At 58.9% G+C, this 23,860-nt stretch carries 23 protein-coding genes, 1 tRNA gene, 1 other RNA gene and 1 pseudogene; 13 read left to right on the plus strand and 13 right to left on the minus strand.

Going from position 1 to position 23,860, the window contains the following annotated elements:
* Window positions 1–159: 159 nt before the first annotated feature.
* From SKTS_RS10225 to SKTS_RS10260, 8 genes are all read left to right on the plus strand, one after another.
* Complete coding sequence (locus SKTS_RS10225) at window positions 160–564, plus strand: NifB/NifX family molybdenum-iron cluster-binding protein (protein WP_173064189.1); 405 nt, start codon at window positions 160–162, stop codon at window positions 562–564.
* 201 nt (window positions 565–765) lie between these two features.
* Window positions 766–1,464 (plus strand): leucyl/phenylalanyl-tRNA--protein transferase, encoded by a 699-nt coding sequence (gene aat, locus SKTS_RS10230; RefSeq protein WP_173064192.1) that lies wholly within the window; start codon window positions 766–768, stop codon window positions 1,462–1,464.
* Window positions 1,448–2,188 carry an arginyltransferase gene (locus SKTS_RS10235; RefSeq protein ID WP_173064196.1) on the plus strand — a complete coding sequence of 247 codons (741 nt, stop codon included), beginning with the start codon at window positions 1,448–1,450 and terminating at the stop codon, window positions 2,186–2,188. The genes aat and SKTS_RS10235 overlap by 17 nt, the downstream gene beginning before the upstream one ends.
* Window positions 2,163–2,582 (plus strand): group III truncated hemoglobin, encoded by a 420-nt coding sequence (locus SKTS_RS10240; protein WP_173064199.1) that lies wholly within the window; start codon window positions 2,163–2,165, stop codon window positions 2,580–2,582. Before SKTS_RS10235 ends, SKTS_RS10240 begins: the two co-directional genes overlap by 26 nt.
* 72 nt (window positions 2,583–2,654) lie before the next feature.
* The gene (locus SKTS_RS10245; protein ID WP_173064202.1) at window positions 2,655–3,482 is read left to right on the plus strand and encodes a mechanosensitive ion channel family protein; all 828 of its coding nucleotides are present in this window, start codon (window positions 2,655–2,657) and stop codon (window positions 3,480–3,482) included.
* Between the two features lie 164 nt (window positions 3,483–3,646).
* A complete protein-coding gene (locus SKTS_RS10250) occupies window positions 3,647–4,441 on the plus strand; it encodes a thymidylate synthase (RefSeq protein WP_173064205.1) in 795 nt (264 codons plus the stop codon).
* A complete protein-coding gene (locus SKTS_RS10255; RefSeq protein WP_173064208.1) occupies window positions 4,438–4,944 on the plus strand; it encodes a dihydrofolate reductase in 507 nt (168 codons plus the stop codon). The genes SKTS_RS10250 and SKTS_RS10255 overlap by 4 nt, the downstream gene beginning before the upstream one ends.
* An 11-nt stretch (window positions 4,945–4,955) precedes the next feature.
* Window positions 4,956–5,771 carry a metal-dependent hydrolase gene (locus tag SKTS_RS10260; protein ID WP_173064210.1) on the plus strand — a complete coding sequence of 272 codons (816 nt, stop codon included), beginning with the start codon at window positions 4,956–4,958 and terminating at the stop codon, window positions 5,769–5,771.
* 73 nt (window positions 5,772–5,844) lie between these two features.
* Here the strand turns inward: SKTS_RS10260 and SKTS_RS10265 are convergent, their stop codons facing one another.
* Window positions 5,845–7,095: a nitronate monooxygenase gene (locus tag SKTS_RS10265; protein WP_173064213.1), complete on the minus strand. Its 1,251-nt coding sequence runs from the start codon at window positions 7,093–7,095 to the stop codon at window positions 5,845–5,847.
* A gap of 163 nt (window positions 7,096–7,258) precedes the next feature.
* On the opposite strand from SKTS_RS10265, the gene SKTS_RS10270 reads away from it, so the two are divergent.
* A complete protein-coding gene (locus tag SKTS_RS10270; protein WP_173064216.1) occupies window positions 7,259–7,729 on the plus strand; it encodes a CBS domain-containing protein in 471 nt (156 codons plus the stop codon).
* A gap of 136 nt (window positions 7,730–7,865) precedes the next feature.
* On the opposite strand, the gene SKTS_RS10275 is transcribed toward SKTS_RS10270, so the two are convergent.
* The 8 genes from SKTS_RS10275 to SKTS_RS10310 all read right to left on the minus strand — a co-directional run bounded on the left by SKTS_RS10275 (window position 7,866) and on the right by SKTS_RS10310 (window position 15,993).
* A complete protein-coding gene (locus SKTS_RS10275) occupies window positions 7,866–8,255 on the minus strand; it encodes a DUF302 domain-containing protein (protein WP_173064218.1) in 390 nt (129 codons plus the stop codon).
* 97 nt (window positions 8,256–8,352) lie between these two features.
* Window positions 8,353–8,838, minus strand: coding sequence for a c-type cytochrome (locus SKTS_RS10280; RefSeq protein ID WP_173064221.1), 486 nt, complete (start codon window positions 8,836–8,838; stop codon window positions 8,353–8,355).
* Complete coding sequence (locus tag SKTS_RS10285) at window positions 8,835–12,077, minus strand: efflux RND transporter permease subunit (RefSeq protein ID WP_173064222.1); 3,243 nt, start codon at window positions 12,075–12,077, stop codon at window positions 8,835–8,837. Before SKTS_RS10285 ends, SKTS_RS10280 begins: the two co-directional genes overlap by 4 nt.
* A 1-nt stretch (window position 12,078) precedes the next feature.
* Window positions 12,079–12,483, minus strand: a complete 405-nt coding sequence (locus SKTS_RS10290) for an endonuclease domain-containing protein (protein WP_173064225.1) — start codon at window positions 12,481–12,483, stop codon at window positions 12,079–12,081.
* Window positions 12,484–12,564: 81 nt separating this feature from the next.
* On the minus strand, window positions 12,565–13,881 hold the full coding sequence (locus SKTS_RS10295; protein WP_173064228.1) for an efflux RND transporter periplasmic adaptor subunit: 1,317 nt from the start codon (window positions 13,879–13,881) through the stop codon (window positions 12,565–12,567).
* Window positions 13,878–15,170 carry a TolC family protein gene (locus SKTS_RS10300; protein ID WP_173064231.1) on the minus strand — a complete coding sequence of 431 codons (1,293 nt, stop codon included), beginning with the start codon at window positions 15,168–15,170 and terminating at the stop codon, window positions 13,878–13,880. Before SKTS_RS10300 ends, SKTS_RS10295 begins: the two co-directional genes overlap by 4 nt.
* 65 nt (window positions 15,171–15,235) lie before the next feature.
* The gene (locus SKTS_RS10305; RefSeq protein WP_173064234.1) at window positions 15,236–15,538 is read right to left on the minus strand and encodes a copper-binding protein; all 303 of its coding nucleotides are present in this window, start codon (window positions 15,536–15,538) and stop codon (window positions 15,236–15,238) included.
* A gap of 83 nt (window positions 15,539–15,621) precedes the next feature.
* The gene (locus SKTS_RS10310) at window positions 15,622–15,993 is read right to left on the minus strand and encodes a hypothetical protein (protein ID WP_173064237.1); all 372 of its coding nucleotides are present in this window, start codon (window positions 15,991–15,993) and stop codon (window positions 15,622–15,624) included.
* A 161-nt stretch (window positions 15,994–16,154) separates the two neighbouring features.
* Here SKTS_RS10310 and guaB point away from each other — a divergent pair, with 161 nt between their 5' ends.
* The 4 genes and pseudogenes from guaB to SKTS_RS10330 all read left to right on the plus strand — a co-directional run.
* Window positions 16,155–17,615: an IMP dehydrogenase gene (gene guaB / locus SKTS_RS10315; RefSeq protein ID WP_173064240.1), complete on the plus strand. Its 1,461-nt coding sequence runs from the start codon at window positions 16,155–16,157 to the stop codon at window positions 17,613–17,615.
* Between the two features lie 100 nt (window positions 17,616–17,715).
* Complete coding sequence (gene guaA / locus SKTS_RS10320; protein WP_173064243.1) at window positions 17,716–19,281, plus strand: glutamine-hydrolyzing GMP synthase; 1,566 nt, start codon at window positions 17,716–17,718, stop codon at window positions 19,279–19,281.
* Window positions 19,282–19,291: 10 nt separating this feature from the next.
* Entirely contained in the window at window positions 19,292–20,125 is an 834-nt protein-coding gene (locus SKTS_RS10325) for a carbonic anhydrase (RefSeq protein WP_173064246.1), read from the plus strand.
* Window positions 20,126–20,192: 67 nt separating this feature from the next.
* A pseudogene (locus tag SKTS_RS10330) lies at window positions 20,193–20,669 on the plus strand (L,D-transpeptidase family protein); the annotation flags it as partial.
* Window positions 20,670–20,693: 24 nt separating this feature from the next.
* Here the strand turns inward: SKTS_RS10330 and ffs are convergent.
* The 4 genes from ffs to SKTS_RS10350 all read right to left on the minus strand — a co-directional run bounded on the left by ffs (window position 20,694) and on the right by SKTS_RS10350 (window position 23,817).
* Window positions 20,694–20,792: signal recognition particle sRNA small type (ffs, locus tag SKTS_RS10335), an RNA gene on the minus strand.
* 90 nt (window positions 20,793–20,882) lie between these two features.
* Window positions 20,883–20,958: transfer RNA gene (locus tag SKTS_RS10340), tRNA-Glu, on the minus strand.
* An 8-nt stretch (window positions 20,959–20,966) separates the two neighbouring features.
* The gene (locus tag SKTS_RS10345; protein WP_173064249.1) at window positions 20,967–21,152 is read right to left on the minus strand and encodes a hypothetical protein; all 186 of its coding nucleotides are present in this window, start codon (window positions 21,150–21,152) and stop codon (window positions 20,967–20,969) included.
* A gap of 106 nt (window positions 21,153–21,258) precedes the next feature.
* Window positions 21,259–23,817 (minus strand): ATP-binding protein, encoded by a 2,559-nt coding sequence (locus SKTS_RS10350; protein ID WP_173064253.1) that lies wholly within the window; start codon window positions 23,815–23,817, stop codon window positions 21,259–21,261.
* Window positions 23,818–23,860 lie beyond the last annotated feature (43 nt).

The raw sequence follows: 23,860 nt of genomic DNA on the forward strand, positions 1-23,860 counted from the left end.
GGTTGCAGTTTCACCCTGGCGGTCCCCCCACCGTCAGTTTTTTCCCCCCGATGCGCCTAGCGCCTCGGGGGTTTTTCTTGGCGGAGCAATTGGGGGCAGGACAGGAAGGTTGTCTGTAACACGCATCTTGAAAATTGAATCATGGGAAGGAAAGCCAATATGAAAGTCGCCGTAACCAGTCAGAACTTCAAGAGTATTACCGGGCATGCCGGCAAATCGCGCCGTTTTCTGATTTTCGACGTTACTGTTCCCTGTGACCCGGAGGAGGTGGGGCGACTCGACCTGCCCATGGAAATGTCGTTTCATGAATTTGCCGGCGGTCCCCATCCTCTCGACGACATGGATGTCATACTCACAGCAAGCGCCGGTCAGGGTTTTATAAATAAACTGGCACAACGCGGCGTAAAGGTGGTCATCAGCGGAGAAAAAACCCCGCGCACTGCGGTACGGGATTTATTCATGGGGCTGGTCAAGCCTGCTGCGCCCCATGTTCATGAACATGAACTGGATATTCTCCAGGCTAAAGGCCATTCCTGTTGCAGCGGGCATGCTCAGAAATGCTGACTCGATTGTTTTTTGCCCTTTAATATCTGCAAATGCTACATTTCGAGCAATTTCAGCATTTACCGTTCAAGAGGCAGCATGAGAGAAAAACAATCGCACATCCGGTTTTCCGCGCATCACTTTCGCAATTCGACGGGCGCGGGCTGTCGCTGCGATTGCCAGGGCGGAATCTGCGTAGAAGATTAGGCGGGATTTCGTTTCATGATTGCCTGGCTGCATCCCGGCGACGCTTTTCCGCACGTAACGCAGGCGTTGCACGACCCTAACGGACTGCTTGCCGCGGGCGGGGATCTGTCCGTACCGCGTTTGCTTGAGGCCTACCGGCACGGAATTTTTCCATGGTTCAATCCCGGCGACCCGATTCTGTGGTGGAGCCCCGATCCGCGCATGGTGCTCTTTCCCGCCGAACTCAAGGTTTCGCGCTCGTTGCGTAAGACACTCAAAAAACGTGATTACGAGATTCGTGTCGACAGCGCTTTTCGCGCCGTGATGCAAGCCTGCGGCGCGCCTCGGGCAGGAGCCGGCGGAACCTGGATCAGCGATGAGATGGTTGCAGCTTATAGCGCATTGCATGGAAAGGGCCTCGCCCATTCGGTGGAAATCTGGCGCAACGGCGAATTGGTCGGCGGCCTGTATGGCGTGGCGCTAGGCCGCATGTTCTACGGTGAGTCCATGTTTTCCCGTGCCACGGACGCCTCCAAAATCGCCTTTGTCCACCTAGTGAAGCAACTGGAGCGCTGGGGCTTCGGCATGATCGACTGCCAGATGAAGACAGCCCATCTGGCCACGCTCGGGGCGCGAGAAATTCCCCGCGCCGCGTTTGTGCTGGGTCTGGCTCAGCTGATAGAATTGCCGCATCAACCCGGCCGCTGGCAGTTCGACCATGACCTCATTGAGTGATCTTCCTCCTCGCCAGATCCAGCTTTACCTCACGGCGCCTTACCAGTGCAGCTACCTGCCGGAACAGAGCGCCCGTTCCCAGGTTGTGACGCCCAATGAACTGGTGGACGATGCCGTCTACAGCCAGCTGATTCGCGCCGGTTTCCGCCGCAGCGGCCTGTATACCTACCGCCCCCAGTGCGACCTTTGCCGCGCCTGCGTGCCGGTGCGTTTGCTGGTGGACGAATTCAAGCCTAATCGTTCCCAGCGCCGCACCTGGAAGCGCAATCAGCAGCTTGAGGCAACGCTGCGCGAACTGGTGTTCGACGTCCGGCATTACGCGCTTTACCGCCGCTACCAGGCGAGCCGGCACGCGGGTGGAGGCATGGACCAGGACAGCGAGGATCAATATCGCCAGTTTTTGCTCTTAAGTGGACTGAATACGCTGCTGCTGGAATTTCGTGATTGCGCCGGCCTGGGTGCGGCAGACAGCCTGCACATGGTGAGCGTGGTGGATGTGGTCGAAGACGGCTTGTCGTCGGTTTATACCTTTTTTGACCCCGATATGCCGCAAGCCGGTTTCGGTACGTACAACATCCTGTGGCAGGCCGAGTTGTGCCGCCGCATGGGTTTGCCTTATCTATATCTCGGCTACTGGATCGCCGAAAGCGACAAAATGGCCTACAAAGCCAATTTTCAACCGTTGGAAGGATTGATCGATGGACAGTGGCAACGCCTCGGCTAGGAAGCCGTTATGCGCCATGATCGAGCGGGCGCGTGTCGATGTGGTGGTGCACGCCTTTTATGACAAGCTGCGGGCTCATCCCGAGATGAGCGGTTTTTTCTCGCACATCGAGGATTTCGCGCAACACGAACAGCATATCGCCGTGTTCTGGTGGTGGGCCATGGGCGGGCGGGCCGAGCGCCAGCGGCCGTTCGACATGAATGGCAGGCACCAGCCACTGGGCCTGAACGAACGGGCGTTCGAACAATGGCTGGCGATTTTTTGTGAAACGCTGCATGAACAATTGCCGCGGGAACTGGCGGAGGCGTGGTTCGATCTGGCGCAAGGTATCGGCGCCAATCTGCAGCGCATGATGCTCGAGGGGAAACGGCCGTTCATATTGGATCGCCTGTAGTCGTACTGTTGCGCAACGCCGGGTGGACGCGAAAGAACGCCAGATCACCCCATTCGAAGGAAAGCATGTTCCATGGATAAGTCATTACAGTCACTTGATCAGGTGAAGGCGTCCGTTCTGGATATGGCCATCAGGTTCGGGCCGAAGCTGATGGTGGCGATCGTCATCCTCGTCGCCGGCTACATGGTCGGACGCTGGGTTGGCCGTCTCATCGAGGGCCTGCTCGTGCGGTTGAAGCTGGAATCTCAGGTTCGCGATCTGCTGGTGCGGGTCGCACGGGTACTGGTGCTGGGGCTGTTTGCGATAATGGCGCTGCAGAACCTCGGCATCGAGTTATTGCCGCTCATCGCCGGACTCGGCGTGGCCGGTGCGGGGGTCGCACTGGCGATGCAGGGCATCATCGGCAATGTCGCTGCGGGCCTGACCATCATCTTCACGCGTCCCTTCCATGTCGGAGATTACATCTCGATTTCCAGGGAGGAAGGGGAGGTTCTCGATATCAGCCTTTTCAGCACAACTTTGGGGCATACGGACCGGTCGAAGGTTGTGATTCCGAACCGCAAAATCGTCGGCGAGATTCTGCACAATTATGGCCGGATACGACAGCTCAACATCGAGGTGGGGATTGCTTACGGCACCGATGTCAATGTCGCCTTGCAACTGATCGAGAAGATACTGCGCGCGAGTTCCCGCGTGCTGCAGGATCCTGTGCCAGTATTCGGCGTTGCGCGGCTCGCCGAATCCAGCGTCACGATCAGCGTCACCCCGTGGGTGACTGTGTCCGACTACGTTGTGGCTGTGAGCGAGGTCAACAAGGCAATATTGGAGACGTTTCGCGAGCAGAACATCACCATGCCATTGCCGCAACGCGAAGTCAGAATGCTGGGAAGCGATGCGTGAAGTTTTAACGGATCCGAGATATCTCGAAGCCAGTCGCTGCATGGCGGCTTGGGGGAAAAGACGGAATCATGATTGTCGGCGCGTGTCAGTCCAAGTCCGGAATTCCGCAACTTTAGAAGTTATACTAGCGCGATAATTTTTACCGCACTATTTTAAGGGTTCGTATGCAGCAATATCTCGATCTGATGCGCCATGTGCTGAGCCACGGCGACAAGAAATCCGACCGGACGGGTACCGGCACGGTGAGCGTGTTCGGCCACCAGATGCGATTCGACCTCGCCCAAGGGTTCCCGCTGGTGACGACCAAGAAATGTCACCTCAAATCCATCATTCACGAACTGCTGTGGTTCCTGCAGGGCAGTACCAATATCAAATACCTCAAGGACAACGGCGTCAGCATCTGGGACGAATGGGCCGATGAAAACGGCAATCTCGGCCCGGTCTACGGCTATCAGTGGCGCTCCTGGCCGACACCGGACGGGCGTCATATCGACCAGATCAGCCAGGTGATCGAGCAGATCAGGAATAATCCGGACTCCCGGCGCCTGATCGTTTCCGCCTGGAACGTGGCAGACGTGGACAAGATGAAGCTGCCGCCATGCCACGCCTTTTTCCAGTTCTACGTCGCCGACGGCAAGCTGTCCTGCCAGCTTTACCAGCGCAGCGCCGATATCTTTCTCGGGGTGCCGTTCAACATCGCCAGCTACGCCTTGCTGACCATGATGGTGGCGCAAGTGTGCGGCCTGAAACTCGGGGATTTCGTGCATACGCTGGGCGATGCGCACCTCTACCTCAATCACCTGGAGCAGACCAGTCTCCAGCTCTCCCGCGAGCCGCGTCCGTTGCCGGCGATGCGCATGAATCCCGATATCAAGGACATATTCGCGTTCAAATTCGAGGACTTCACCCTCGAAGGCTATGATCCCCATCCGGCGATCAAGGCGCCGGTGGCGGTATGAAGCCGCGTCTTTCGATCATCGCGGCAATAGACCGGAACCGCGTCATCGGCGTCGACAACAAGCTGCCCTGGCGCTTGCCGGCCGACCTCGCGCATTTCAAGGCGCTCACCATGGGGCATCACATGGTGATGGGGCGCAAGACCTATGAATCGCTGCCCGGCGGCAAACCTCTGCCGGGGCGGATTTCGGTGATCGTCACGCGCGATGCCGCCTTCAGCGCGCCCGGTTGCGTCGTGGTGCACTCCCTGGAGGAGGCCGTGGCTGCCTGCGCGGGGGATGACGAAGCGTTTTTCATCGGCGGGGCGGACATGTATCGGCAGGCGCTGGATGTTGCGCAACGCATCTATCTCACCGAGGTGAAAACCGCCGTTGCCGGCGATGCCTGGTTTCCCGATTTCGACCGAAGCGTTTGGCGCGAGGTGTCGCGGACGAACTGCCTGGCCGATGAAAAGAATCCCCATGATTACGATTTCGTGGTTTTTGACCGTGTGACAAGCGACTGACAGGAGGCCTTATGCGCAAATTGAATTGGATTCTTGCCCTGGTTCTGATGGTTCCGGCCGTGGTGCTTGCGGCTGGCAAGACGGAGCTGACGTGGTACGGACACTCTGCCTTCAAATTGACGACCCCTTCCGGCAAGGTGTTGCTGATCGATCCCTGGATCACCAACCCCGCCAACAAGAACGGCAAGGAAGACCTCGCCAAGCTCGACAAGGCGGACCTGGTCCTTATCACCCACGGTCATTTCGACCATGTCGGCAATAGCGTGGAAATCGCCAAAAAAACCGGTGCGAAGCTGGTAAGTACGTTCGATCTGGGCAAGGCGCTGGCCACCTATGGAGGGTATCCGGAAAAACAGATGGGTTTCGATACGCAGGGTAATTTCGGCGGGGAGCTGAATCTGCTCGACGGGGAGGTGAAAATTACCTTCATTCCAGCCATCCACAGTTCCACCGTGGTGGCCCCGGAAGGAAGCGCGGACAAGGACATTCACGATGGCGGCAACCCCGGCGGGTTCGTCGTCTCGGTCAAGAACGGCCCGACCATTTATCACACCGGCGATACCGATGTTTTCAGCGATATGGCCTTGATCGCCAAATTCGACAAGGTGGACGTGATGCTTGCCTGTATCGGCGGTCATTTCACCATGGGGCCGAAACGTGCGGCGGAAGCGGTACGGCTGGTTCACCCCGGTATGGTGGTGCCGATGCATTACGGCACCTTCCCGGTGCTGGATGGGACACCCGAAGCGTTCGGCACCGCGCTCAAGAAAGAGGGCGCGAAAGCCAGGCTGCGGGTGATGAAAATCGGCGAAACGCTGACTTTTTAAAGCGTTAAAGCAGCGCGGCCCATGGGCGCCTTTAAGCCGCCCATGGGCCGAATGAGTCTGCCCCTACAGCGCGCTACTCCCCCGGCAAGGCGATCCGGTTGTCGGTGCTGAACTGATAATCGTGGAACACATGCTCGGCAGTGAGGATCTGGAATGAGCCATCCTTCAACTGGCGTGTCGTGTCCTTGAGGCGATAGGTGTAGTGCCCGCAGGTCCAGCATTTGAAGTTGCGCATGTGGGTGCACAGGCAGGTCTTGTCCATCACCTCTATTTTCTTGGCGTCCGGGTGTGCCGCGACCTCGCGGTTGTAGGCGTCGATGTAAGCGCAGTGGCCGTTGGCATCGAGCAGGTAGCCGTAGGATTCGCAGCCCGGACGGATGCCGGAACCGATGGAAGGACTGTTTTTCAGCATGCGCATCGGGTAGCCGGTGGGGGAGGTGGTGTTGACCTCGATGTCGTTTTCCCCGGCCTTGAAATATTCCTGCATGACGTTTTTCGGCAGACCGCATTCGTCGGTCACCGTGAATCGTGTCGCCACTTGCACCGCCGCAGCACCCTCTTCGAGGAAGGACGTTGCATCGCTGCCGGTAAAAATTCCGCCTGCCGGTATGACCGGGATATCGAGTTTTTCATTGCGCAGGTACTGGTGGACTTCGTTCACGATGGTGCGCAAATCGAATTTCATCCAGTCGTCCAGGCCGAAGCCCAGATGCCCGCCAGCCAGGGGACCTTCGACGACGATAAAATCGGGAAAGCGGTTGAGCTTGGCATTCTTGCGCAGGAACAACTGCAGTGCCCGGACCGATGAAACGATGATGCCGAGCTTGGCGTCGCGGAAGCGCGGATGGTCTTCCATCAGCGTGAACGAACCCAGGTGCAAGCCCGCGCTCAGGGTGATTCCGTCCACTCCGGCCGACAGTGCCTCGTGCAAACGCACGCGCAGCGTCTCGCGCGGCGCGTTCATGGTGAGCTTCTCCATGCAGTTGATGAAGATCATGCCCGACCCGCGTTTGGCTTCCATCGTCCTGCTCACGTGCAGACGGGTGGATTCGGCCACCTGGCCGAGGTCGAATTTCACGGCGGATTTGTCGGAATTGTCGAGGTTGTACGTGTACAGCTTCAGCTTTTCCTTGACGAAGTTGGTGTCGTAGCGACGATCGGAGACCGTAGGCAACATGGCATCGGAGATGTGCCCAACGCCGCCCAGTCGTGCTGCTTCCAGTGCCAGTTCAGCGGTGGAAATGTCCACGCCCATCCCGCCAATCATGATTGGTACCAATTCCTGCTTGCCAAAGCGCAGGCGAAAATCATCCACTCGTTTCATTGCTATCCTTCAGTTTCGAATCAAGGAATTATTTTTCCTTGGGGCAAGGCGTATTTTCCCACTTTCTGCCGCTTAATAGCTACTACCTCTTCAATCTAGGCAAAATAATCGCATAATGAGACTTGTCAGGCTGTTCCAAAACTGCAAAAAGGAGTTGATGACCATGTTGCTGCGCGATGTCCTTGCTGTGAAAGGGGGCGAGATTTTCAGTGTCGCTCCGGAGGCCCTGGTGACGGAGGCCATCGGCATGATGGTGAGTCGCAATATCGGCTCTCTGGTGGTGTTCGACGCGGGGCGGAAGGTGGCAGGCATCATCACCGAACGCGACGTAATGCGGGCTGCGCACAAACATGCCTGCGACCTGACCCGTCTGAAGGTGAGGGATCTCATGACCACGCGCCTCATCCAGGGCGGCCCGGAAGACACTGTCGACTATACGCGGAGCATCATGACGGAAAACCGGATTCGTCATCTGCCGGTGATGCTGGGAGACGAACTGCTGGGCCTGGTCACTTTCCATGATGTGGCACGCGCCGTCCTGGAGCAGACCAACTTTGAAAATCAACTGCTGAAGAAATACATCAAGGACTGGCCGGAAGAGGAGTCGGAAACGTCCTCGGCGGCCAAAAGCTGAGGCGTTCCGATTCGGCCTCCCGCCCCATCTTCACGTTCGTTGTCGCAGTAAAAAAGGCCCGGCGCTGAGCCGGGCCTTGGTTGGTTCAATTCATAAGCTGTAGAGGCGCTGGATCAATTCAGTGCGCCTATCCGACTCAGGCCTTGACCGCGTCCCGCACCCGCTCCAGGCGGCCGCGCACTTCATTTGCCAGTTGCTCGATGCCGGGCTTGTCCACCAGCTTCAACACGGCCGAGGGGTCCATGAATGCGACGATGATCTTGCCGTTATCGTCTTCGCGCACCACGACGTTGCAGGGCAGCAACAGGCCGATGTCCGGGTCTGCCGTGATGGCCTGGTGCGCCAGCGGCGGGTTGCAGGCGCCGAGTATGCGGTAGGGCTTGCCGTCGATGTTGAGCTTGGCTTTCATGGTGGCTTTCACGTCGATGTCGGTAAGTACGCCGAAACCTTCTTTCTTGAGTTCTTCGGTCACTTTTGCTACGGCATCGTCGAAAGAGCCTTTTACTTCGGTGCTGAATCCGTACATGCGAATCTCCTGTTCAATGAGAGGACATCGGTTATAGAAGCGAAATTGGCGCGCCTGGTGTGCGCTTGTCTGAGGAATTTGGGGCATTTGCCCTCAATTACAAGTTCCCCTTTGCTGCATCCTGAGTAAGGCCCGTTGTGCCCATGTTTTGTTCCTGTGCCACGTCGCTTTGCCATTGCATATAAATTGCATCCGACCACAGCGAGGTAATCCAGGTCACCACGGCATCGAGTTCCTGCTCGCTCAGCTTGCCTTGCCAGGGCGGCATGTTGCCGCGTCCGGCGGGGCTGCCCTGGAGGATGAACTGTTTCATCTGGCGGCCGGTCAGGCGCCATGCGCGGCCGTTGTCATCCAGCGGCGGCGGCAGGAGCTTGCCGTCCGGCCCCGGATTCTGCCAGCCGGGCTTTGCTTCGCCGGTGTAGCCATGGCACACGGCGCAGTTTTTCTGGAACACCCTTTCGCCCAGCGCCAGCGCGTTCATGTCGTACTGACGCGATCCTTTGCGCTGATTCTGCGGTTTGTCGTCGCTGCAGCCCGCGAGTAGCGCGGCACACAGCAGCGCAGCGAAGATTTTTTCTTTCATTTCATTTTCCTTTCGAACAGCGACCATTCCTTGACCAGCGCATAGAGCGCCGGAATCACGACCAAGGTCAGAAGCGTGGAAGACAGCATGCCGCCCACCATCGGCGCGGCGATGCGCCTCATCACCTCGGACCCGGTGCCGCTGCTCCACATGATCGGCAGCAGGCCGGCCATGATCGCCACCACGGTCATCATCTTGGGACGTACTCGCTCGACCGCACCCTCCATCACCGCGGCGTAAAGGTCGGACGGCGCCAACTGCCTGCCCTCGGCGGCCCGTCTGGCCTTGATTTCGTCGAGTGCGCGGTCGAGGTAGATCAGCATCACCACGCCGGTCTCCGCCGCGACGCCGGCAAGCGCGATGAATCCGACCGCAACGGCAACGCTCAGGTTATATCCCAGCCACCACATCAGCCACACCCCGCCGACCAGCGCGAACGGCACCGACAGCATCACGATCAGGGTTTCGGTGAGACGCCGGAAATTGAGGTAAAGCAGCAGAAAAATGATCGCCATCGTCACCGGAATGACGATTTTCATTTTCTCCTTGGCCCGCTCCATGTACTCGAACTGGCCGCTCCAGGTGGCGTAGTAGCCGGGCGGGAACTTCACCTTGGCGCGCACCGCCTGCTGCGCGTCGTGCACGTAGCCGCCGATGTCACGGTCGCGGATGTCGACGTAGATGTAGGCCGAGAGCAGGGCGTTTTCGGTGCGGATGGCGGGGGCGCCGCGGGCGATTTCGATCCGGGCGAGCTGGCCCAGCGGCACCATCGCCGCTTGTCCGCCCATTTCGCTGTTCACCGGGACCAGTACCTGCGTGGCGATCATCTGCGGCGTGCTGCGCAGATCGCGCGGATACCGCACGCTGACGCCGAAACGCTCGCGCCCTTCCACCATGGTGGTGACCATCTCGCCGCCGAGCGCCGTGGCGATCACGTCCTGCAGTTCGCCCACGGTCACGCCGTAGCGCGCCAGCTGCGTGCGTTCGGGTTCGATGTTGAGATAGAAGCCGCCGGTGAGGCGTTCGGCGTAGGCGCTGCTGGTGCCTGGCACCCCCTTCACCGCCGCCTCGATTTCCTCGGCCAGTTTTTCCATCTCTTCCAGGTTCTTGCCGAACACCTTGATGCCGACGGGGGTGCGGATGCCGGTGGAGAGCATGTCGATGCGCGCCTTGATCGGCATGGTCCAGGAGTTGGCGATGCCGGGCAGGCGCAACGCCTGGTCGAGTTCCGCGATCAGCTTGTCGGTGGTCATGCCCGGACGCCATTCGCTTTGCGGCTTGAGGTTGATGATGGTCTCGAACATTTCCAGCGGCGCCGGGTCGGTGGCGGTGTTGGCGCGGCCCGCCTTGCCATAGACCGATTCCACTTCCGGGAAACTCTTGATGATCTTGTCCTGGGTCTGCAAGGTCTCCGCCGCCTTGGTGACCGACATGCCGGGCAGCGCGGTGGGCATGTAGAATAGGGTGCCTTCGTTGAGCGTGGGCATGAATTCGCTGCCGAGCCGCAGCGCGGGGTACACGCTGAGTGCCATGACCACCAGCGCGATGAGAAGGGTCAGCTTTCTCCAGCGCATCACCCAGGCGATCACCGGGCGATAAACCCAGATAAGGAAACGGTTCAGCGGATTTTTCCCCTCGGGCAGGATACGGCCGCGCACGAACAGCATCATCAGCACCGGCACCAGGGTCACCGACAATAACGCCGCACCGGCCATGGCGAAGGTCTTGGTGTAGGCCAGCGGCGAGAATAGCCGGCCCTCCTGCGCCTCCAGCGTGAACACCGGCAGGAACGAGACGGTGATGATCAACAGCGAGAAGAACAGCGCCGGGCCGACTTCCTTGCAGGCGGCTATTATTGCTTGGGCTCGTGCACTAATAGTTCCCTCCCCTTCAAGGGGAGGGTTAGGGTGGGGATGGGTGTCCAGGTCTGCTTCCCCCATCCCCCTCCCAGCCTCCCCCTTGAAGGGGGAGGAGTGGGGTGATTGCAGGCGTTCCAGGTGTTTGTGCGCGTTCTCGATCATGACGATGGCCGCGTCCACCATCGCCCCGATGGCGATGGCGATGCCGCCCAGGCTCATGATGTTGGAGTTCATGCCCAGCAGGCGCATGGCGATGAAGGCGATCAGCACGCCGACCGGCAGCATGATGATGGCCACCAGGGCGCTCCTCACGTGCAGCAGGAACAGCACGCACACCAGGGCGACGATGGCGCTTTCCTCCAGCAGCGTGGTCTTGAGGTTGGCGATGGCGCGCAGGATAAGCCCGGAACGGTCGTACACCGATTCGATCTTGACCCCTTCCGGCAGACCGCTGGCAAGCTCGGCGATCTTCTCCTTGACGTTGGCGATGACCTCCAGCGCGTTCTGCCCGTAGCGCGCCATGACGATGCCCGACACCACTTCGCCCTCGCCGTTGAGCTCGGTCAGGCCGCGTCGCTCGTCCGGGCCGAGTTCCACACGCGCGATGTCGCGCAGCAGCACCGGCACGCCTTTTTCGCTCTTGATCACCAGTTGTTCCAGGTCTCCCTTGTTGCGCAGGTAGCCCTTGCCGCGCACCATGAATTCGGTTTCGGCCATTTCGATCACGCGCCCGCCGACATCTCGGTTGGAGTCGCGGATTACCTGCGAGACACGGGAAAGCGGCACGCCGTAGGCCTGCAGCTTGCGCGGGTCGACCACCACCTGGTATTGCTGCACGAAGCCCCCGATGCTGGCGACTTCCGAGACGCCCGGCGCCTTGGTCAACTGGTAGCGCAGAAACCAGTCCTGGATGGTGCGCAACTCCGCCAGCGACTTGTTTTTCGCCACCACCGCGTACTGGTACACCCAGCCCACCCCGGTGGCATCCGGCCCGAGCTGGGGCGAGACGCCCCGCGGCAGGCGGCCCGAAATAGAGGACAGATATTCCAGCACCCGCGAACGCGCCCAGTAGATGTCCGTCCCGTCCTCGAAAATCACGTAGACGAAGGATGCGCCGAAGAAGGAGAAGCCGCGCACCACCTTCGATTTCGGCACCGACAGCATGGCCGTGGTGAGCGGGTAGGTGACCTGGTCTTCCACCACCTGCGGCGCCTGGCCGGAGTACTCGGTGTAGATGATAACCTGTGCGTCCGAGAGGTCGGGCAGGGCATCGAGCGGCGTTTTGACGATGGCGTAAATGCCGCCGGCGACGATCGCGAGCGTGGCCAGCAGCACCAGGAAAACGTTGCGCGCGGACCACTCGATTATTTTGCTGAGCATACTATTTACCTCCGCCAGTTCCTTCCCCTTCAAGGGGAAGGTCAGGATGGGGATGGGGTTTAAGCGCGTGCCATATGGCGTCCATGACGGAATCCAACTCATTAAAAACCTGGTTGTTCCAGGATCGCACAACTTGAAAACCTGACTGAACAAGCTTTTCATCGCGGGTACGATCGTGCTCCGAGTCCATGTGCTGCCCACCGTCAATTTCAATGACCAGTCTTGCTTCAAGACAAACGAAATCCAGAATGAAATCGCCAAACGGATGTTGACGCCTGAATTTGTGGCCATTGAGCTGACGACCGCGCAGCCGTTGCCACAGCCGCTGTTCAGCATCGGTCAGGTTGCGGCGAAGAGTTCGCTGCAGCTTGTTATCGAGTACGAAAGAGTTCGTTTGGCCTTTCATTTTTATCCTTTTTAACCCATCCCCATCCTAGCCTTCCCCTTGAAGGGGAAGGGACGATCGCTCTTCCTCCTTCAAGGAGCGTCAGTGTCCATTATGTTCGGGTGGTGCTGCAGGTTTGGCCTGGCTGCCGCTCATGCCGCTGAACGCGGCCTTGAGATTGCTTTCCGAGTCGATCAGGAAGTTGGCGGAAACCACCACTTTCTCGCTTTCGGTCAGGCCTTCCAGCACTTCCACGTAGTCGCCGCCCTGCATGCCGAGCTTTACCGGGCGGGGTTCGAAGCGGCCTGGCGCGAGTTCGACCAGCACGGTCTGGTTCTTGCCGCTGTAAATCACCGCCGAAGCCGGGACAGTGAGAACCTTTCCCCCGGCTGGCGTGGACAGTTCCACGTCGGCATACATGCCGGGTTTGAGCAGACCTCCGGGGTTCGCCAGCTCCAGCCGTACCGGGACGGTACGCGTCTGCGGGTTGAGCGTCGGGTAGACGTAGCTGACCCGGGCGGAGAACGCCTTGCCCGGATAGGCGTTGAGCATCGCGCGTGCATTCTCGCCGGGCCGCACCAGTGCCAGATCCTGTTCGAACACGTCGGCGACGATCCATACCGATGACAGGTCGGCGATCTGGTACAGCACGTCGCCCGGCATGAAGCGCATGCCCTGGACGGCTTTTTTCTCGATCACGATGCCGTTGACCGGCGCGCGGAAGGTGAGGGTGCGCCGGGCGTTGCCGCTTTTGCTCAGGTCCTGCAATTGTCCGGCGGATATGTCCCAGTTGTTGAGCCTTGCGAGGCTGGCTTCGGCGAGCTGCTTCATGCTTTCCTGCGCCTCCGGGGTGGCGTGGCGCAGGCTTGTTTCGCCTTGGCGGGCGATGAAGTATTCGTTCTGCGCCGATACCAGGTCGGGGCTGTAGACGTCCATCAGCGGCTGGCCGCGTTTGACTTCCTGGCCGGTGGTGTTGACGTAGAGCTTGTCGATCCAGCCTTCGAATTTCGGAGCGACGGTATGGCTCAGGCGTTCGTCGATTTCGATCCGGCCCACGGCGTGGACGCTGCGGGAGAGGCTGCGCAGCGTGGCGGCTTCGCTGCGCACGCCGAGCTGCTGGATTTTTTCGCTGCTGATCCTGACTTGTCTTGCCTGGCCGGGCTCGTTTGCTTCTTCTCCTTCATAAACCGGGATGTAATCCATCCCCATCTGGTCCTTTTTCGGCACCGGCGAGGTGTCGGGCAGGCCCATCGGATTGCGGTAGAACAAAATCTTGCGCTCCCTAGTGGCCGGCTTGGCCGCGGATGGCGTTTGCGCCGTCGTCACAACCTGTCCGGCCCGCTGGCCACCGAGCCAGTAACCAGCTCCCAGCGCGGCCACCACGGCGGCGGCCAGGGCGAGTGCCATTGTCTTGTTCATAGGTCTTCTCCCAATAGGCGTTCCATTTCCGCCAGTCGCGTCTGTTCATCGGCCTGGGCCTTCAGCAGGTCCAGCTTGGCCTTGCGGATCTGGCGCTGCGCATCGAGCAGGGTGGCGAAATCGACCTTGCCGTTCTCGTAGCCGGCCAGCGCGGATTTGAAACTGAGCTCGGCTTGCGGCAGGAAACTGTCGCGCGTCAGGGTTTCCACCCGGCGAGCGGATTCGAGCGCCGACAGATTTTCCGCGAGTTCGGCGAGCAAGCGGTTCTGCGTCGACTCGCGGCGCGACTCTGCCGCGGCCAGCATGGACTGCGCCTCGCGCTCCTGGGAGCGGCGGCTTTTCTGCTGCAACGGTATGTTGAGCTCGATCATCAATTCCCACTCATTGACCTTGCTGCCGACCTGGATGGGCGAAATGCCCAGGTTGAAATCGGGATAGCGGTTGCGGTAGGCCAGTTCGCGGCTTTTCGTCGCTGCCACGACGCGCTCTTCCGCGACGAACAGTTGCGGATTGTGGCTGCGCAGGCGGGCTTCCAGCGCGCCGTAGTCGAGCCTGGCGGGGGGCGGGAGAGGGCGCAATGCCAGCGGTTCCGCGAGCGGCGCCATGGCGGGTCGGTTCAGCAAGGCGTTGAGCTTGACCATGGAATGGTGATGCTCGTTCTCGATGTTCACCAGTTCGGTACGCATGCCGGTCTGCTCGACCTGGGCGCGGATCACGTCCTGCTGTGGCACCAGACCGCTGGCGTAGCGCGCCCGGCTGATTTTTTCCAGGCTCCCGGCGAATTCGAGCAACTCGCGCGTCAGTTTCTCGGACCCGGCCAGCACGTAATATTGTGCGTAAAGCGTCTTGATGCTCGCCGCCAGCTCATCCCAGCTCTGCGCGGCAAGGCCGCTGGCCTGGTGGGCCTCGGCTTCCGCCACGTCGCGTTTGAGGTCGCGCTTGCCCCAGAATGGTACGGGCTGGATCAGGGTGTATTTGGTGCTGCCGATCCGGCTGGGAAGCAGGCTGGGCGCGGTGTCCGTGCCCTGGTTGGTGATGTCGCGCAATTCGGTGCGCAGCGTCGGGTCGGGCAATGACCCGGCGGGGTAGACGCGCTCCGCTGCAGCCTGAGCCTCATGGTTGGCCGCGGCGAAATCGGGGTTCCGGTTGCGCGCCAGTTCGAGCAGGCTTTCCACGTTGGCGCCGGGCAGCGGGCCGCCAGCGGCCAGCGCGGATGCGCTGAACAAGCCCAGCAGCAGGGCGATCAGGTGCGGCTTTCGCGGCACGAAGGCATTGCGATCGGGTTTCATGGACGTCGGTCCTCCAAAAAATGCAGCAACATCCCGAGGAAGCCATGTGGCTTCCTCGGGGGAGTTTATTTGGCGGATTCGATGTGCGAAATCACGTAGCCGTCCTTCGGGTCCTTGCTCAGGCCGAAGCTGACTGCCTGGCCGGTTTTGACTCGTGCCAGGCTTTTCTTGTCGGCGACCTTGAAGTCCATGGTCATGGCCGGCCACTTGAGCGCGGGGATGGCCTCGTGGCTAATGTTCACGATCCCGCCGGCAGCGTCGACCTGGTTGACCATACCCTTGCCGCTCGCCACGTCGGCGGCATGAAGCGCCGAAACGGAGGTCAGCAGGGCGAATGCGGCGATGAAAGTGCTCAGGGTTTTTTTCATGATGTCATTCCTTGAATATCGTATACATAACCGAGCAATGGGCGTAGTTACCCATTCTCCGTTCTTGGGGCGATTTGGAAAAATCAGGAGAAAAAAGCGAGAGGCGGATGTTGTGGCTGTTCGGGAAAGAACGGCAGGAAAGAATCGTTGGATATAGGTTGCGGTAATTTTACGGTATCGAAAATCAGCGCCAGTGGCGCAACAATCAAGGCGGGTTGAACGATCAGATGACACGAAGAGCAGTCGTCGCACGCCAGGTTCGCCTTGGCGATGGGGTGTGCATGGTGTGATGCCGCCATGTTTTGCCCATGGCATCCCTCATGCGGCGAACTCTCTGCGAGTTGCTCGTGTGCATGATGTTTCGGGCAGGCATGCATGGACTGCGCGGCGTAGCCCTGCAAGGGGAGCCACAGCAGCATGAAAGCGAGCATGAAACGGGCGAGGATCAATTTCATCGTGATCGGGTTTTGCGATTCGTGAGAACAGTTATCAACATAACCGAGACCCCGTGCGAGCGCAAGCGGTTTGGTGTCGTGCTCGACTCTTAACCCGCCGGTTTACCGCCTCGGACCAAACACGTATAATCGCGCCTTTGTAATATTAAGGATAATAAATCATGCGTGTCGTTCAAAAAGCGCTCACCTTTGACGATGTCCTGCTGATTCCCGCCCACTCCGCAGTTCTTCCCCGCGATGTAAGCCTGAGCACTCAGCTGACCAAGGAAATTACCCTCAATCTGCCTTTGCTGTCCGCTGCCATGGATACCGTGACGGAAGGGCGCCTGGCAATCGCGCTGGCTCAGGAAGGCGGCATCGGCATCGTCCACAAGAACCTCACGCCCCAGCAGCAGGCCGCTCATGTCGCCATGGTCAAGCGCTTCGAGAGCGGAGTGGTCAAGGATCCTATCACCATTTCCCCTGCCATGACGGTGCGTGACGTGCTGGTCCTCACCCGTCAGCACAAGATTTCGGGCCTGCCGGTGGTTGATAACGGCCTCGTGGTCGGCATCATCACCAACCGCGACCTGCGTTTCGAGACCAACCTCGATCAGCCGATCAAGAATATCATGACCCCGCGCGACCGCCTGATCACAGTGAAAGAAGGCGCATCCCGCGAGGAAGCGCTGAAATTGATGCACCAGTACCGCCTGGAGCGCGTGCTGGTGGTCAACGATAAATTCGAACTGTGTGGTCTGGTGACCGTCAAGGACATCCAGAAATCCACCGAACATCCGCTGGCCTGCAAGGACCACCTCGGCCGTTTGCGCGTCGGCGCGGCGGTGGGGGTCGGTGCCGGTACCGAAGAGCGCGTCGAGTTGCTGGCTGCGGCCGGCGTGGACGTGATCGTCGTGGACACCGCCCACGGCCACTCCCAGGGCGTGCTGGATCGCGTCAAGTGGGTGAAGAAGAATTTCCCGCAAGTGCAGGTTATTGGCGGCAACATCGCTACCGCCTCCGCTGCTTTGGCATTGGTGGACAACGGCGCTGACGCGGTCAAAGTCGGCATCGGTCCCGGCTCCATCTGTACCACGCGCATCGTCGCGGGTGTAGGCGTGCCGCAGATCACTGCGGTGGACAACGTGGCCAACGCCTTGCGAGATTGCGGCGTGCCGCTCATCGCCGACGGCGGTATCCGCTACTCCGGCGACATTTCCAAGGCCATCGCCGCGGGCGCCAACGTTGTAATGCTGGGCGGCCTGTTCGCCGGCACCGAAGAAGCGCCGGGTGAAATCGAACTGTTCCAGGGGCGTTCCTACAAGTCCTACCGCGGCATGGGCTCCCTCGGCGCCATGCAGCAAGGTTCCAAGGACCGCTATTTCCAGGACAACGAAGCCAACGCCGACAAGCTGGTACCGGAAGGCATCGAAGGCCGCGTGCCTTACAAGGGCAGCGTGCTTACGGTCATCCACCAGCTCATGGGCGGCTTGCGCTCCAGCATGGGTTACCTGGGCTGCAAAACCATTGCTGAAATGCACGCAAAGGCCGAGTTCGTCGAAATCAGCAGCGCCGGCATCCGCGAATCTCACGTCCATGATGTGCAGATCACCAAGGAAGCGCCGAATTATCACGTTGATTAGTGAGGAGCTAGGGGTGAGGAGTGAGGAGTAAAAAAACTCTCTCCTCTCCCTTTAACTCTTCACTCCTTACTCTTCACTCCTCACTGCGAAGCGCCCGCCCATGTCCCACCAGAAAATCCTCATCCTCGACTTCGGTTCCCAATACACCCAGCTGATCGCCCGCCGCGTGCGCGAATCCAGCGTTTATTGCGAGCTGCATCCCTACGACGTCAGCCCCGAGTTCATCCGCGACTTCAAACCGCAGGGCATCATCCTTTCCGGCGGTCCTTCCTCGGTGTATGAGGAAGAAACGCCGCGTGCGCCGGATGTGGTATTCGATCTCGGCGTGCCGGTGCTGGGTATCTGCTACGGCATGCAGACCATGGCTGCGCAATTGGGCGGCACGGTGGAAAACGCTTCGCATCGCGAATTCGGTTATGCCGAGGTGCGTGCCCAGGGGCATTCCGCTTTGTTGCGCGACATTCAGGACCGCGGCAACGAGGAAGGCCACGGCTTGCTCGACGTGTGGATGAGCCACGGAGACAAGGTGACTGCGCTGCCGGCCGGCTTCAAGGTGATCTGCTCCAATGCCGCCACCCCGATCGCCGGCATGGCGGACGAGGCGCGCCACTTCTACGGCGTGCAGTTCCACCCCGAAGTTACGCATACCCTGCAAGGCAAGGCCTTGTTCGAACGCTTCGTGCACGATATCTGCGGCTGCGGCTACGACTGGAACATGCCGGATTATGTCGAGGAGGCCATCGGCAGGATTCGTTCCGAAGTGGGTTCCGACGAGGTTATTCTGGGCCTTTCCGGCGGCGTGGATTCGTCGGTGGTGGCAGCGCTGCTGCACCGCGCCATCGGCACGCAGCTCACCTGCGTGTTCGTGGATAACGGTCTGCTGCGCCTGAATGAAGCCGAGCAGGTCATGAAGACGTTTGCCGATAATCTCGGCGTCAAGGTCATTCATGTCGATGCCAGCGGCGAATTCATGAAGCACCTGACCGGGGTGATCGATCCGGAACAGAAACGCAAGATCATCGGGCGCGAATTCGTCGAAGTATTTCAGCGCGAGTCGGCCAAGCTGCCGAATGCCAAATGGCTGGCGCAGGGCACTATCTACCCGGACGTGATCGAATCGGCCGGCGCAAAGAACAACAAGGCACACGCGATCAAGTCGCACCACAATGTCGGCGGGCTGCCGGAAACCTTGCACCTGAAGCTGCTGGAACCCCTGCGCGAGCTGTTCAAGGACGAAGTGCGTGAACTGGGCATCGCGCTGGGACTGCCGCACGACATGGTGTACCGCCATCCCTTCCCGGGGCCAGGCCTTGGGGTGCGCATCCTGGGCGAGGTCAAGTTCGAATACGCCGAGTTGCTGCGCCGCGCCGATGCCATTTTCATCGAGGAATTGCGTGCTTCCGGCTGGTACGAGAAAACCTCGCAGGCTTTTGCCGTGTTCCTGCCGGTCAAGTCGGTTGGGGTGATGGGCGACGGGCGCACGTACGACTACGTGGTGGCGCTGCGCGCCGTGCAGACGCAGGACTTCATGACCGCGCACTGGGCCGAGTTGCCTTACACTTTGCTGGGCAAGGTCTCCAACCGCATCATCAACGAAGTGCGCGGGATCAATCGCGTGGTGTACGATATTTCCGGCAAGCCACCGGCAACCATCGAGTGGGAATGAGTAAGTAAGCATGTCGGCGTTGAAAAGCAGCCTGATCGCCGTCCTGATAGCCTGCCTGCCGCTTGGCGCCGGTGCGGCGGCTAGGTATGGCGTAGCCGCGAAGCACGCTGCGGCAATGCCGGCCTCCGAGTCCGAGCAGCTCCAGGGCATAGTCAGCAATCTGCTGCAGGACAACGAGGATTTTGTCAAAAACCATAATGCCGCGTATTACAAGCCGCTCATCGCCGGCCAGACGCCGCGCGCCACCGTCGTGACCTGCTCCGATTCGCGGGTGCACACCCAGGCGTTCGACAAGACCCCCGACGGCGACCTGTTCATGGTGCGCAACATCGGCAACCAGCTGGTGACCGCCGAGGGCTCGGTCGAATACGGGGTGCATCATTTGCATACGCCGTTGCTGATTTTTGTCGGCCACTCTTCCTGCGGCGCGATCAATGCCGCTTCCGGCAACTATGCCAAGGAATCCAGCGCTATCCGGCGCGAACTTAAAAGCATCAGGATAGCCAAGGGTGTAGCCAATGCAGATGGTGTGCGCACCAACGTGAACAATCAAGTGGCTGCTGCCTTGAAGAAATTCGCACATGAGGTGAAGCAGGGAGACCTGACCGTGATCGGTGCGGTATATGACTTTGCCAATGATTTCGGACAGGGCTTCGGAAAACTCAACGTGATCAATCTGAACGGCGAGACCGACAGAGCAAGAATCAAGGCCAGCAAACTAATTGCCGGCGCGGCCGTGCGGGAGAATCCTGCAGCAGGCAAACATTCAATCACAAGCGGTGGTGAGGCGCCCCGTCAGCCCAGGGCGGTCAATGCCGATTCGGCTGCGTATTCTTACCCCTAGGCGGCTGAAAGCGCCATAACGCACGACATAGCGAGTGAGGCAGAGCGGTTACGCCTTCGTCATATAATTGCGCAAAATCAGAATCAATATAGAGAAGCAAACACTGGAACTCCTGGATGATGATTGTCCACTGAGGAGCTACTCGGTTTCAACCGCTAAAAATGGTGCGGGCGAACAATCCGGCAGTCTTCGTACTCCGCGAGGCAGGCACCAGATTCGCGCCAAGATCGGCGCAGGGCAGCCAGTTAACGCCGTCTTTTCTGGGCGGCGCCCCACGGGAGAAATTTATAATGCGGGGCTCGGGCAGTTGTTTCCCGAGCGGGACTGGATTCTTACTCGCATACTGTGGCTCTCGGGTTGCGAGCCCGGATTCAACCGGCTTGGGGAACTGGATACCATGCGCCGCTATATTTACATTCACGGCACGGCTGACGAAAAGGCAATCGGCAGCCCTGTGTCTCATGGGTGCATACGCATGCGCAATCAGGACATCATCGAATTATTCGACCTAGTGCCTGCCGGAACCCCAGTGGAAATCGTGTCCGGCGATATCGATCGAGAAAATGAGGGTGGCGAGCCTGACCCCCGGCACTTGCAATAAATAGCTGTGGCTGCTGGCTTCCGCCCCTGACCAGGTTCACTACCTTGCAATGCGGGGAGGCCCGCCATAAAACCGTGATTCTCGGAAATATTAGCAGCGTTTCCGAGTGGAGAAACGAAAATGGGCTAGAGATATTACTCTAACCCATTATTTATTTGGCGTCCCCAACGAGATTCGAACTCGTGTTACCGCCGTGAAAGGGCGGTGTCCTAGGCCTCTAGACGATAGGGACTGAAAACTTTACTTCTTTGTAAGCTGGGTTGTAGCCACGCCGACCAGTAACAAAACAAAACCGGCGGGTACCAAGCCTAACCAAAATCCTATTTTTTCGCCGTCACCGGTGGGCAGGTTATAAAAACCAACCACCAGGCCGATAACCGTAAGAATGAAACCAACATAAGATGACACAACACCCAGCCGGTTCATTTGATTTCGATTTCGTCTTGCAAAAAACTGTGCGAATTATAGATATGCCTTGGCATGACGTCAAGCAAATAATGAGGCCAGTACTGTCTTTCCCGTATGTGGGCGATCATGGTAAAAGTTCCTCGGCCTGTTGTGCCACGGCATCGAGGGCGGTTTCCATACGCTTCAAATTTAGTTCAACACCCTCCCAATCTTCGACTTGAGCAGCGTGTTCCATGTTGCGGGCATTGAGTGCCATGTCGGTTGCAGCGATGTAACTGGATGCCCCCTTGATTTCGTGAGCAGCGCGCTGGCAGGATGTGGCATCCTTGTCGGCAAGGGCAGCGGCTATTCTTGCCAGCAATGGGCGGGTTGTTGTCAGGTAGAGCACGATCATCTCGCGTTGGAATGCCTGATCCATGCCCAGCGTTGAATTGAGGCGTGCCATATCGATAGCGGCATGCGTCGCTGATAATGGTGGCGCGAAACGTAACAGGATATCTTCCAGAAATTCCGGCTTGAGCGGCTTAACCAGGTAGTCGTCCATGCCGCCGGCGAGGCAGCGCTCTTGATCGCCTGGCATGGCATTGGCGGTCATGGCGACAATAGGCTGGCGAGTGCCTTTGTGATGTTCCATACGGCGAATTTCTGCTGTGGCCTCGAAGCCATCAAGTTCCGGCATTTGGCAGTCCATCAGAATCAGGTCGAAGTGAGAACGGCTGGCCGCTTGCACCGCCTCATGCCCATTTACAGCGATTTCGGGCGATATGCCGAAACGCTCAAGCATGTGCTGGATCACTTTCCGATTGACACTGTTATCTTCCGCAACCAACACGTGTAAGGATTGGGGGACTGTGCCCTGCCTCGTCCGCGCGGGTGGTTCAGCAAGTCGTTCTGCGATGTTGGCTGAGCAGTTTTGCTTTGCCAGTCGCACCGTGAACCAGAATCGACTGCCTTTCCCGGGCTCGCTTTCCATGCCGATTGCTCCGTCCATGAGTTCGACCAGTTGTTTTGAAATGGCCAGGCCCAGCCCGGTGCCGCCATATTTGCGCGTAGTCGAGCCATCGGCTTGCGAGAAGGATTGGAACAGCCGGGAGGCAGTTTGCGGCGCAATGCCGATGCCTGTGTCGCGTACTTCGAGGCGCACGACGATGTCGCGCTGCGTCTCCTCTTGCAGGTGGGCGTCGATGACGATTTCCCCTTGATCGGTGAACTTGATTGCATTGTCTGTCAGATTCGCGAGAATCTGCCGTAGTCGGCCTGGGTCGCCGTGCAGCAGGGGAGGGAGCGCCGCTTCGATGTGGCAGGTTAACTGCAGGCCCTTGTGCTGTGTGCGAGGAGTAAAAAGCTTCCTGATCCCATCCACGGTTTCGCGGAGATCGAAGTCGATGAGGTCGAGTTCGAGCTTGCCCGCTTCGATTTTAGAGAAATCGAGAATGTCGTTGATGATGGTCAGAAGCGCTTCCGCGGACTGGCTGATGGTTTCGGCATAATCGCGTTGCTGAGGAGATAGCGGCGTATCGAGCAGGAGGCTGATCATGCCGGTGATGCCATTCATCGGTGTACGAATTTCGTGGCTGACGTTGGCGACGAATTCCGATTTCAGCTTCGATGCGTCGAGGGCCGCGTCATAGGCTTTCTTAAGGGTTTCCTCCGCAAGTTTGCGTTCGGTAATGTCGCGGATAATTGCCTGGGTAATGACCTGGTTGTCCAGCGTCATGGAGTGCAAGGCGATTTCGGCCGGGAAAATTGTCCCATCGGCTCTTTTTCCTCGCCACTCGAAATAACAGTGTCCCGCCTCCATTGCCTGACGGATATGGGTCTTGGCGTAGGAGCGGGTGTCCGTTCCGTCTGCTTGTTGCGGCGGCCCGAGGTCGGTTGGCGACATATGGGTGAATTGCTGGGGCGAAGCGACCTGGAACATGCGCAAAGCAGCAGGGTTGCAGTCGGCGAAATGATCCTGGTCCATCAACACAATCCCATCCGAGTTGGTGTCGAACAGCGTCTTGAACTTCAGTTGTCCCTTCTCAATCTCAAGCGCCTGCTGGGCTGCACGCCGGATGACCACGATGGCGATTATTATCCCCAGAAAGGCAGCAGAGGCGCCGAGCATAATCATGAGCAATTCGGTCTGGTCATACGATTGCGCGGCTTCTTCAGCAGCTTTGCGACTAGCATCGCGCTGGAGCTTGAGCAAATCATCCAGTTCATGCAGCAGTTTTTTCTGAATCGGGATCGCCTGCGAGATCAGTAACTCCAGTGCTGATGCACTGTCGTGATCGGTTGCGCGCTCGATGGTTCGGATAACGATTGGCTGGGTGATCGAAGTAAGGTTGTCGATGCTGTCCAGCACGATTGCTTCGTCGTTATTGGATATCATGGTATGCAGTTTTTGCCGCGCCTTGGTGAAGATGGTGCCGTATTCGTAAAAGCGCTGCAGTTCATCGTCTTGGGCGAACGGATCCTCTAGCACCACGATGGTATGCATACCGATGGCGCGCTCGCGCAGGGCGTCACGCATGCTGGTGGCGAGTTCGATCTTGACGTTGTTTTTTTCGACAATCGCTTCCAGTCGGCTGTTTATGGCATCCATCTGTTTCAGGCCAATAACCGTGAGAGTGACCATCAGGGCTAGCACCAGTGCAAAGCCAGCACCGACGCTTAACTTCATGTTGCGCGCAAACATGATTCTCCAATATATTGATAAATATAAATATAACTAAATATTT

The sequence above is a fragment of the Sulfurimicrobium lacus genome, from assembly GCF_011764585.1.
In the GTDB taxonomy this organism is placed as follows: domain Bacteria; phylum Pseudomonadota; class Gammaproteobacteria; order Burkholderiales; family Sulfuricellaceae; genus Sulfurimicrobium; species Sulfurimicrobium lacus.

Bases quoted from the DNA above. Each gene is read 5' to 3' on its own strand.
- SKTS_RS10225 (WP_173064189.1), top strand. From the start codon at position 160: ATGAAAGTCGCCGTAACCAGTCAGAACTTCAAGAGTATTACCGGGCAT.
- SKTS_RS10235 (WP_173064196.1), top strand. From the start codon at position 1,448: ATGACCTCATTGAGTGATCTTCCTCCTCGCCAGATCCAGCTTTACCTC.
- SKTS_RS10245 (WP_173064202.1), top strand. From the start codon at position 2,655: ATGGATAAGTCATTACAGTCACTTGATCAGGTGAAGGCGTCCGTTCTG.
- SKTS_RS10275 (WP_173064218.1), bottom strand. From the start codon at position 8,255: ATGTACGGATTCAGCACCGAAGTAAAAGGCTCTTTCGACGATGCCGTA.
- SKTS_RS10310 (WP_173064237.1), bottom strand. From the start codon at position 15,993: ATGAAATTGATCCTCGCCCGTTTCATGCTCGCTTTCATGCTGCTGTGG.
- SKTS_RS10350 (WP_173064253.1), bottom strand. From the start codon at position 23,817: ATGTTTGCGCGCAACATGAAGTTAAGCGTCGGTGCTGGCTTTGCACTG.
- SKTS_RS10265 (WP_173064213.1), bottom strand. From the start codon at position 7,095: ATGAAACGAGTGGATGATTTTCGCCTGCGCTTTGGCAAGCAGGAATTG.
- SKTS_RS10280 (WP_173064221.1), bottom strand. From the start codon at position 8,838: ATGAAAGAAAAAATCTTCGCTGCGCTGCTGTGTGCCGCGCTACTCGCG.
- SKTS_RS10285 (WP_173064222.1), bottom strand. From the start codon at position 12,077: ATGCTCAGCAAAATAATCGAGTGGTCCGCGCGCAACGTTTTCCTGGTG.
- SKTS_RS10305 (WP_173064234.1), bottom strand. From the start codon at position 15,538: ATGAAAAAAACCCTGAGCACTTTCATCGCCGCATTCGCCCTGCTGACC.
- guaA (WP_173064243.1), top strand. From the start codon at position 17,716: ATGTCCCACCAGAAAATCCTCATCCTCGACTTCGGTTCCCAATACACC.
- SKTS_RS10345 (WP_173064249.1), bottom strand. From the start codon at position 21,152: ATGAACCGGCTGGGTGTTGTGTCATCTTATGTTGGTTTCATTCTTACG.
- SKTS_RS10290 (WP_173064225.1), bottom strand. From the start codon at position 12,483: ATGAAAGGCCAAACGAACTCTTTCGTACTCGATAACAAGCTGCAGCGA.
- SKTS_RS10250 (WP_173064205.1), top strand. From the start codon at position 3,647: ATGCAGCAATATCTCGATCTGATGCGCCATGTGCTGAGCCACGGCGAC.
- SKTS_RS10240 (WP_173064199.1), top strand. From the start codon at position 2,163: ATGGACAGTGGCAACGCCTCGGCTAGGAAGCCGTTATGCGCCATGATC.
- SKTS_RS10270 (WP_173064216.1), top strand. From the start codon at position 7,259: ATGTTGCTGCGCGATGTCCTTGCTGTGAAAGGGGGCGAGATTTTCAGT.
- SKTS_RS10260 (WP_173064210.1), top strand. From the start codon at position 4,956: ATGCGCAAATTGAATTGGATTCTTGCCCTGGTTCTGATGGTTCCGGCC.
- aat (WP_173064192.1), top strand. From the start codon at position 766: ATGATTGCCTGGCTGCATCCCGGCGACGCTTTTCCGCACGTAACGCAG.
- guaB (WP_173064240.1), top strand. From the start codon at position 16,155: ATGCGTGTCGTTCAAAAAGCGCTCACCTTTGACGATGTCCTGCTGATT.
- SKTS_RS10295 (WP_173064228.1), bottom strand. From the start codon at position 13,881: ATGAACAAGACAATGGCACTCGCCCTGGCCGCCGCCGTGGTGGCCGCG.
- SKTS_RS10300 (WP_173064231.1), bottom strand. From the start codon at position 15,170: ATGAAACCCGATCGCAATGCCTTCGTGCCGCGAAAGCCGCACCTGATC.
- SKTS_RS10255 (WP_173064208.1), top strand. From the start codon at position 4,438: ATGAAGCCGCGTCTTTCGATCATCGCGGCAATAGACCGGAACCGCGTC.
- SKTS_RS10325 (WP_173064246.1), top strand. From the start codon at position 19,292: ATGTCGGCGTTGAAAAGCAGCCTGATCGCCGTCCTGATAGCCTGCCTG.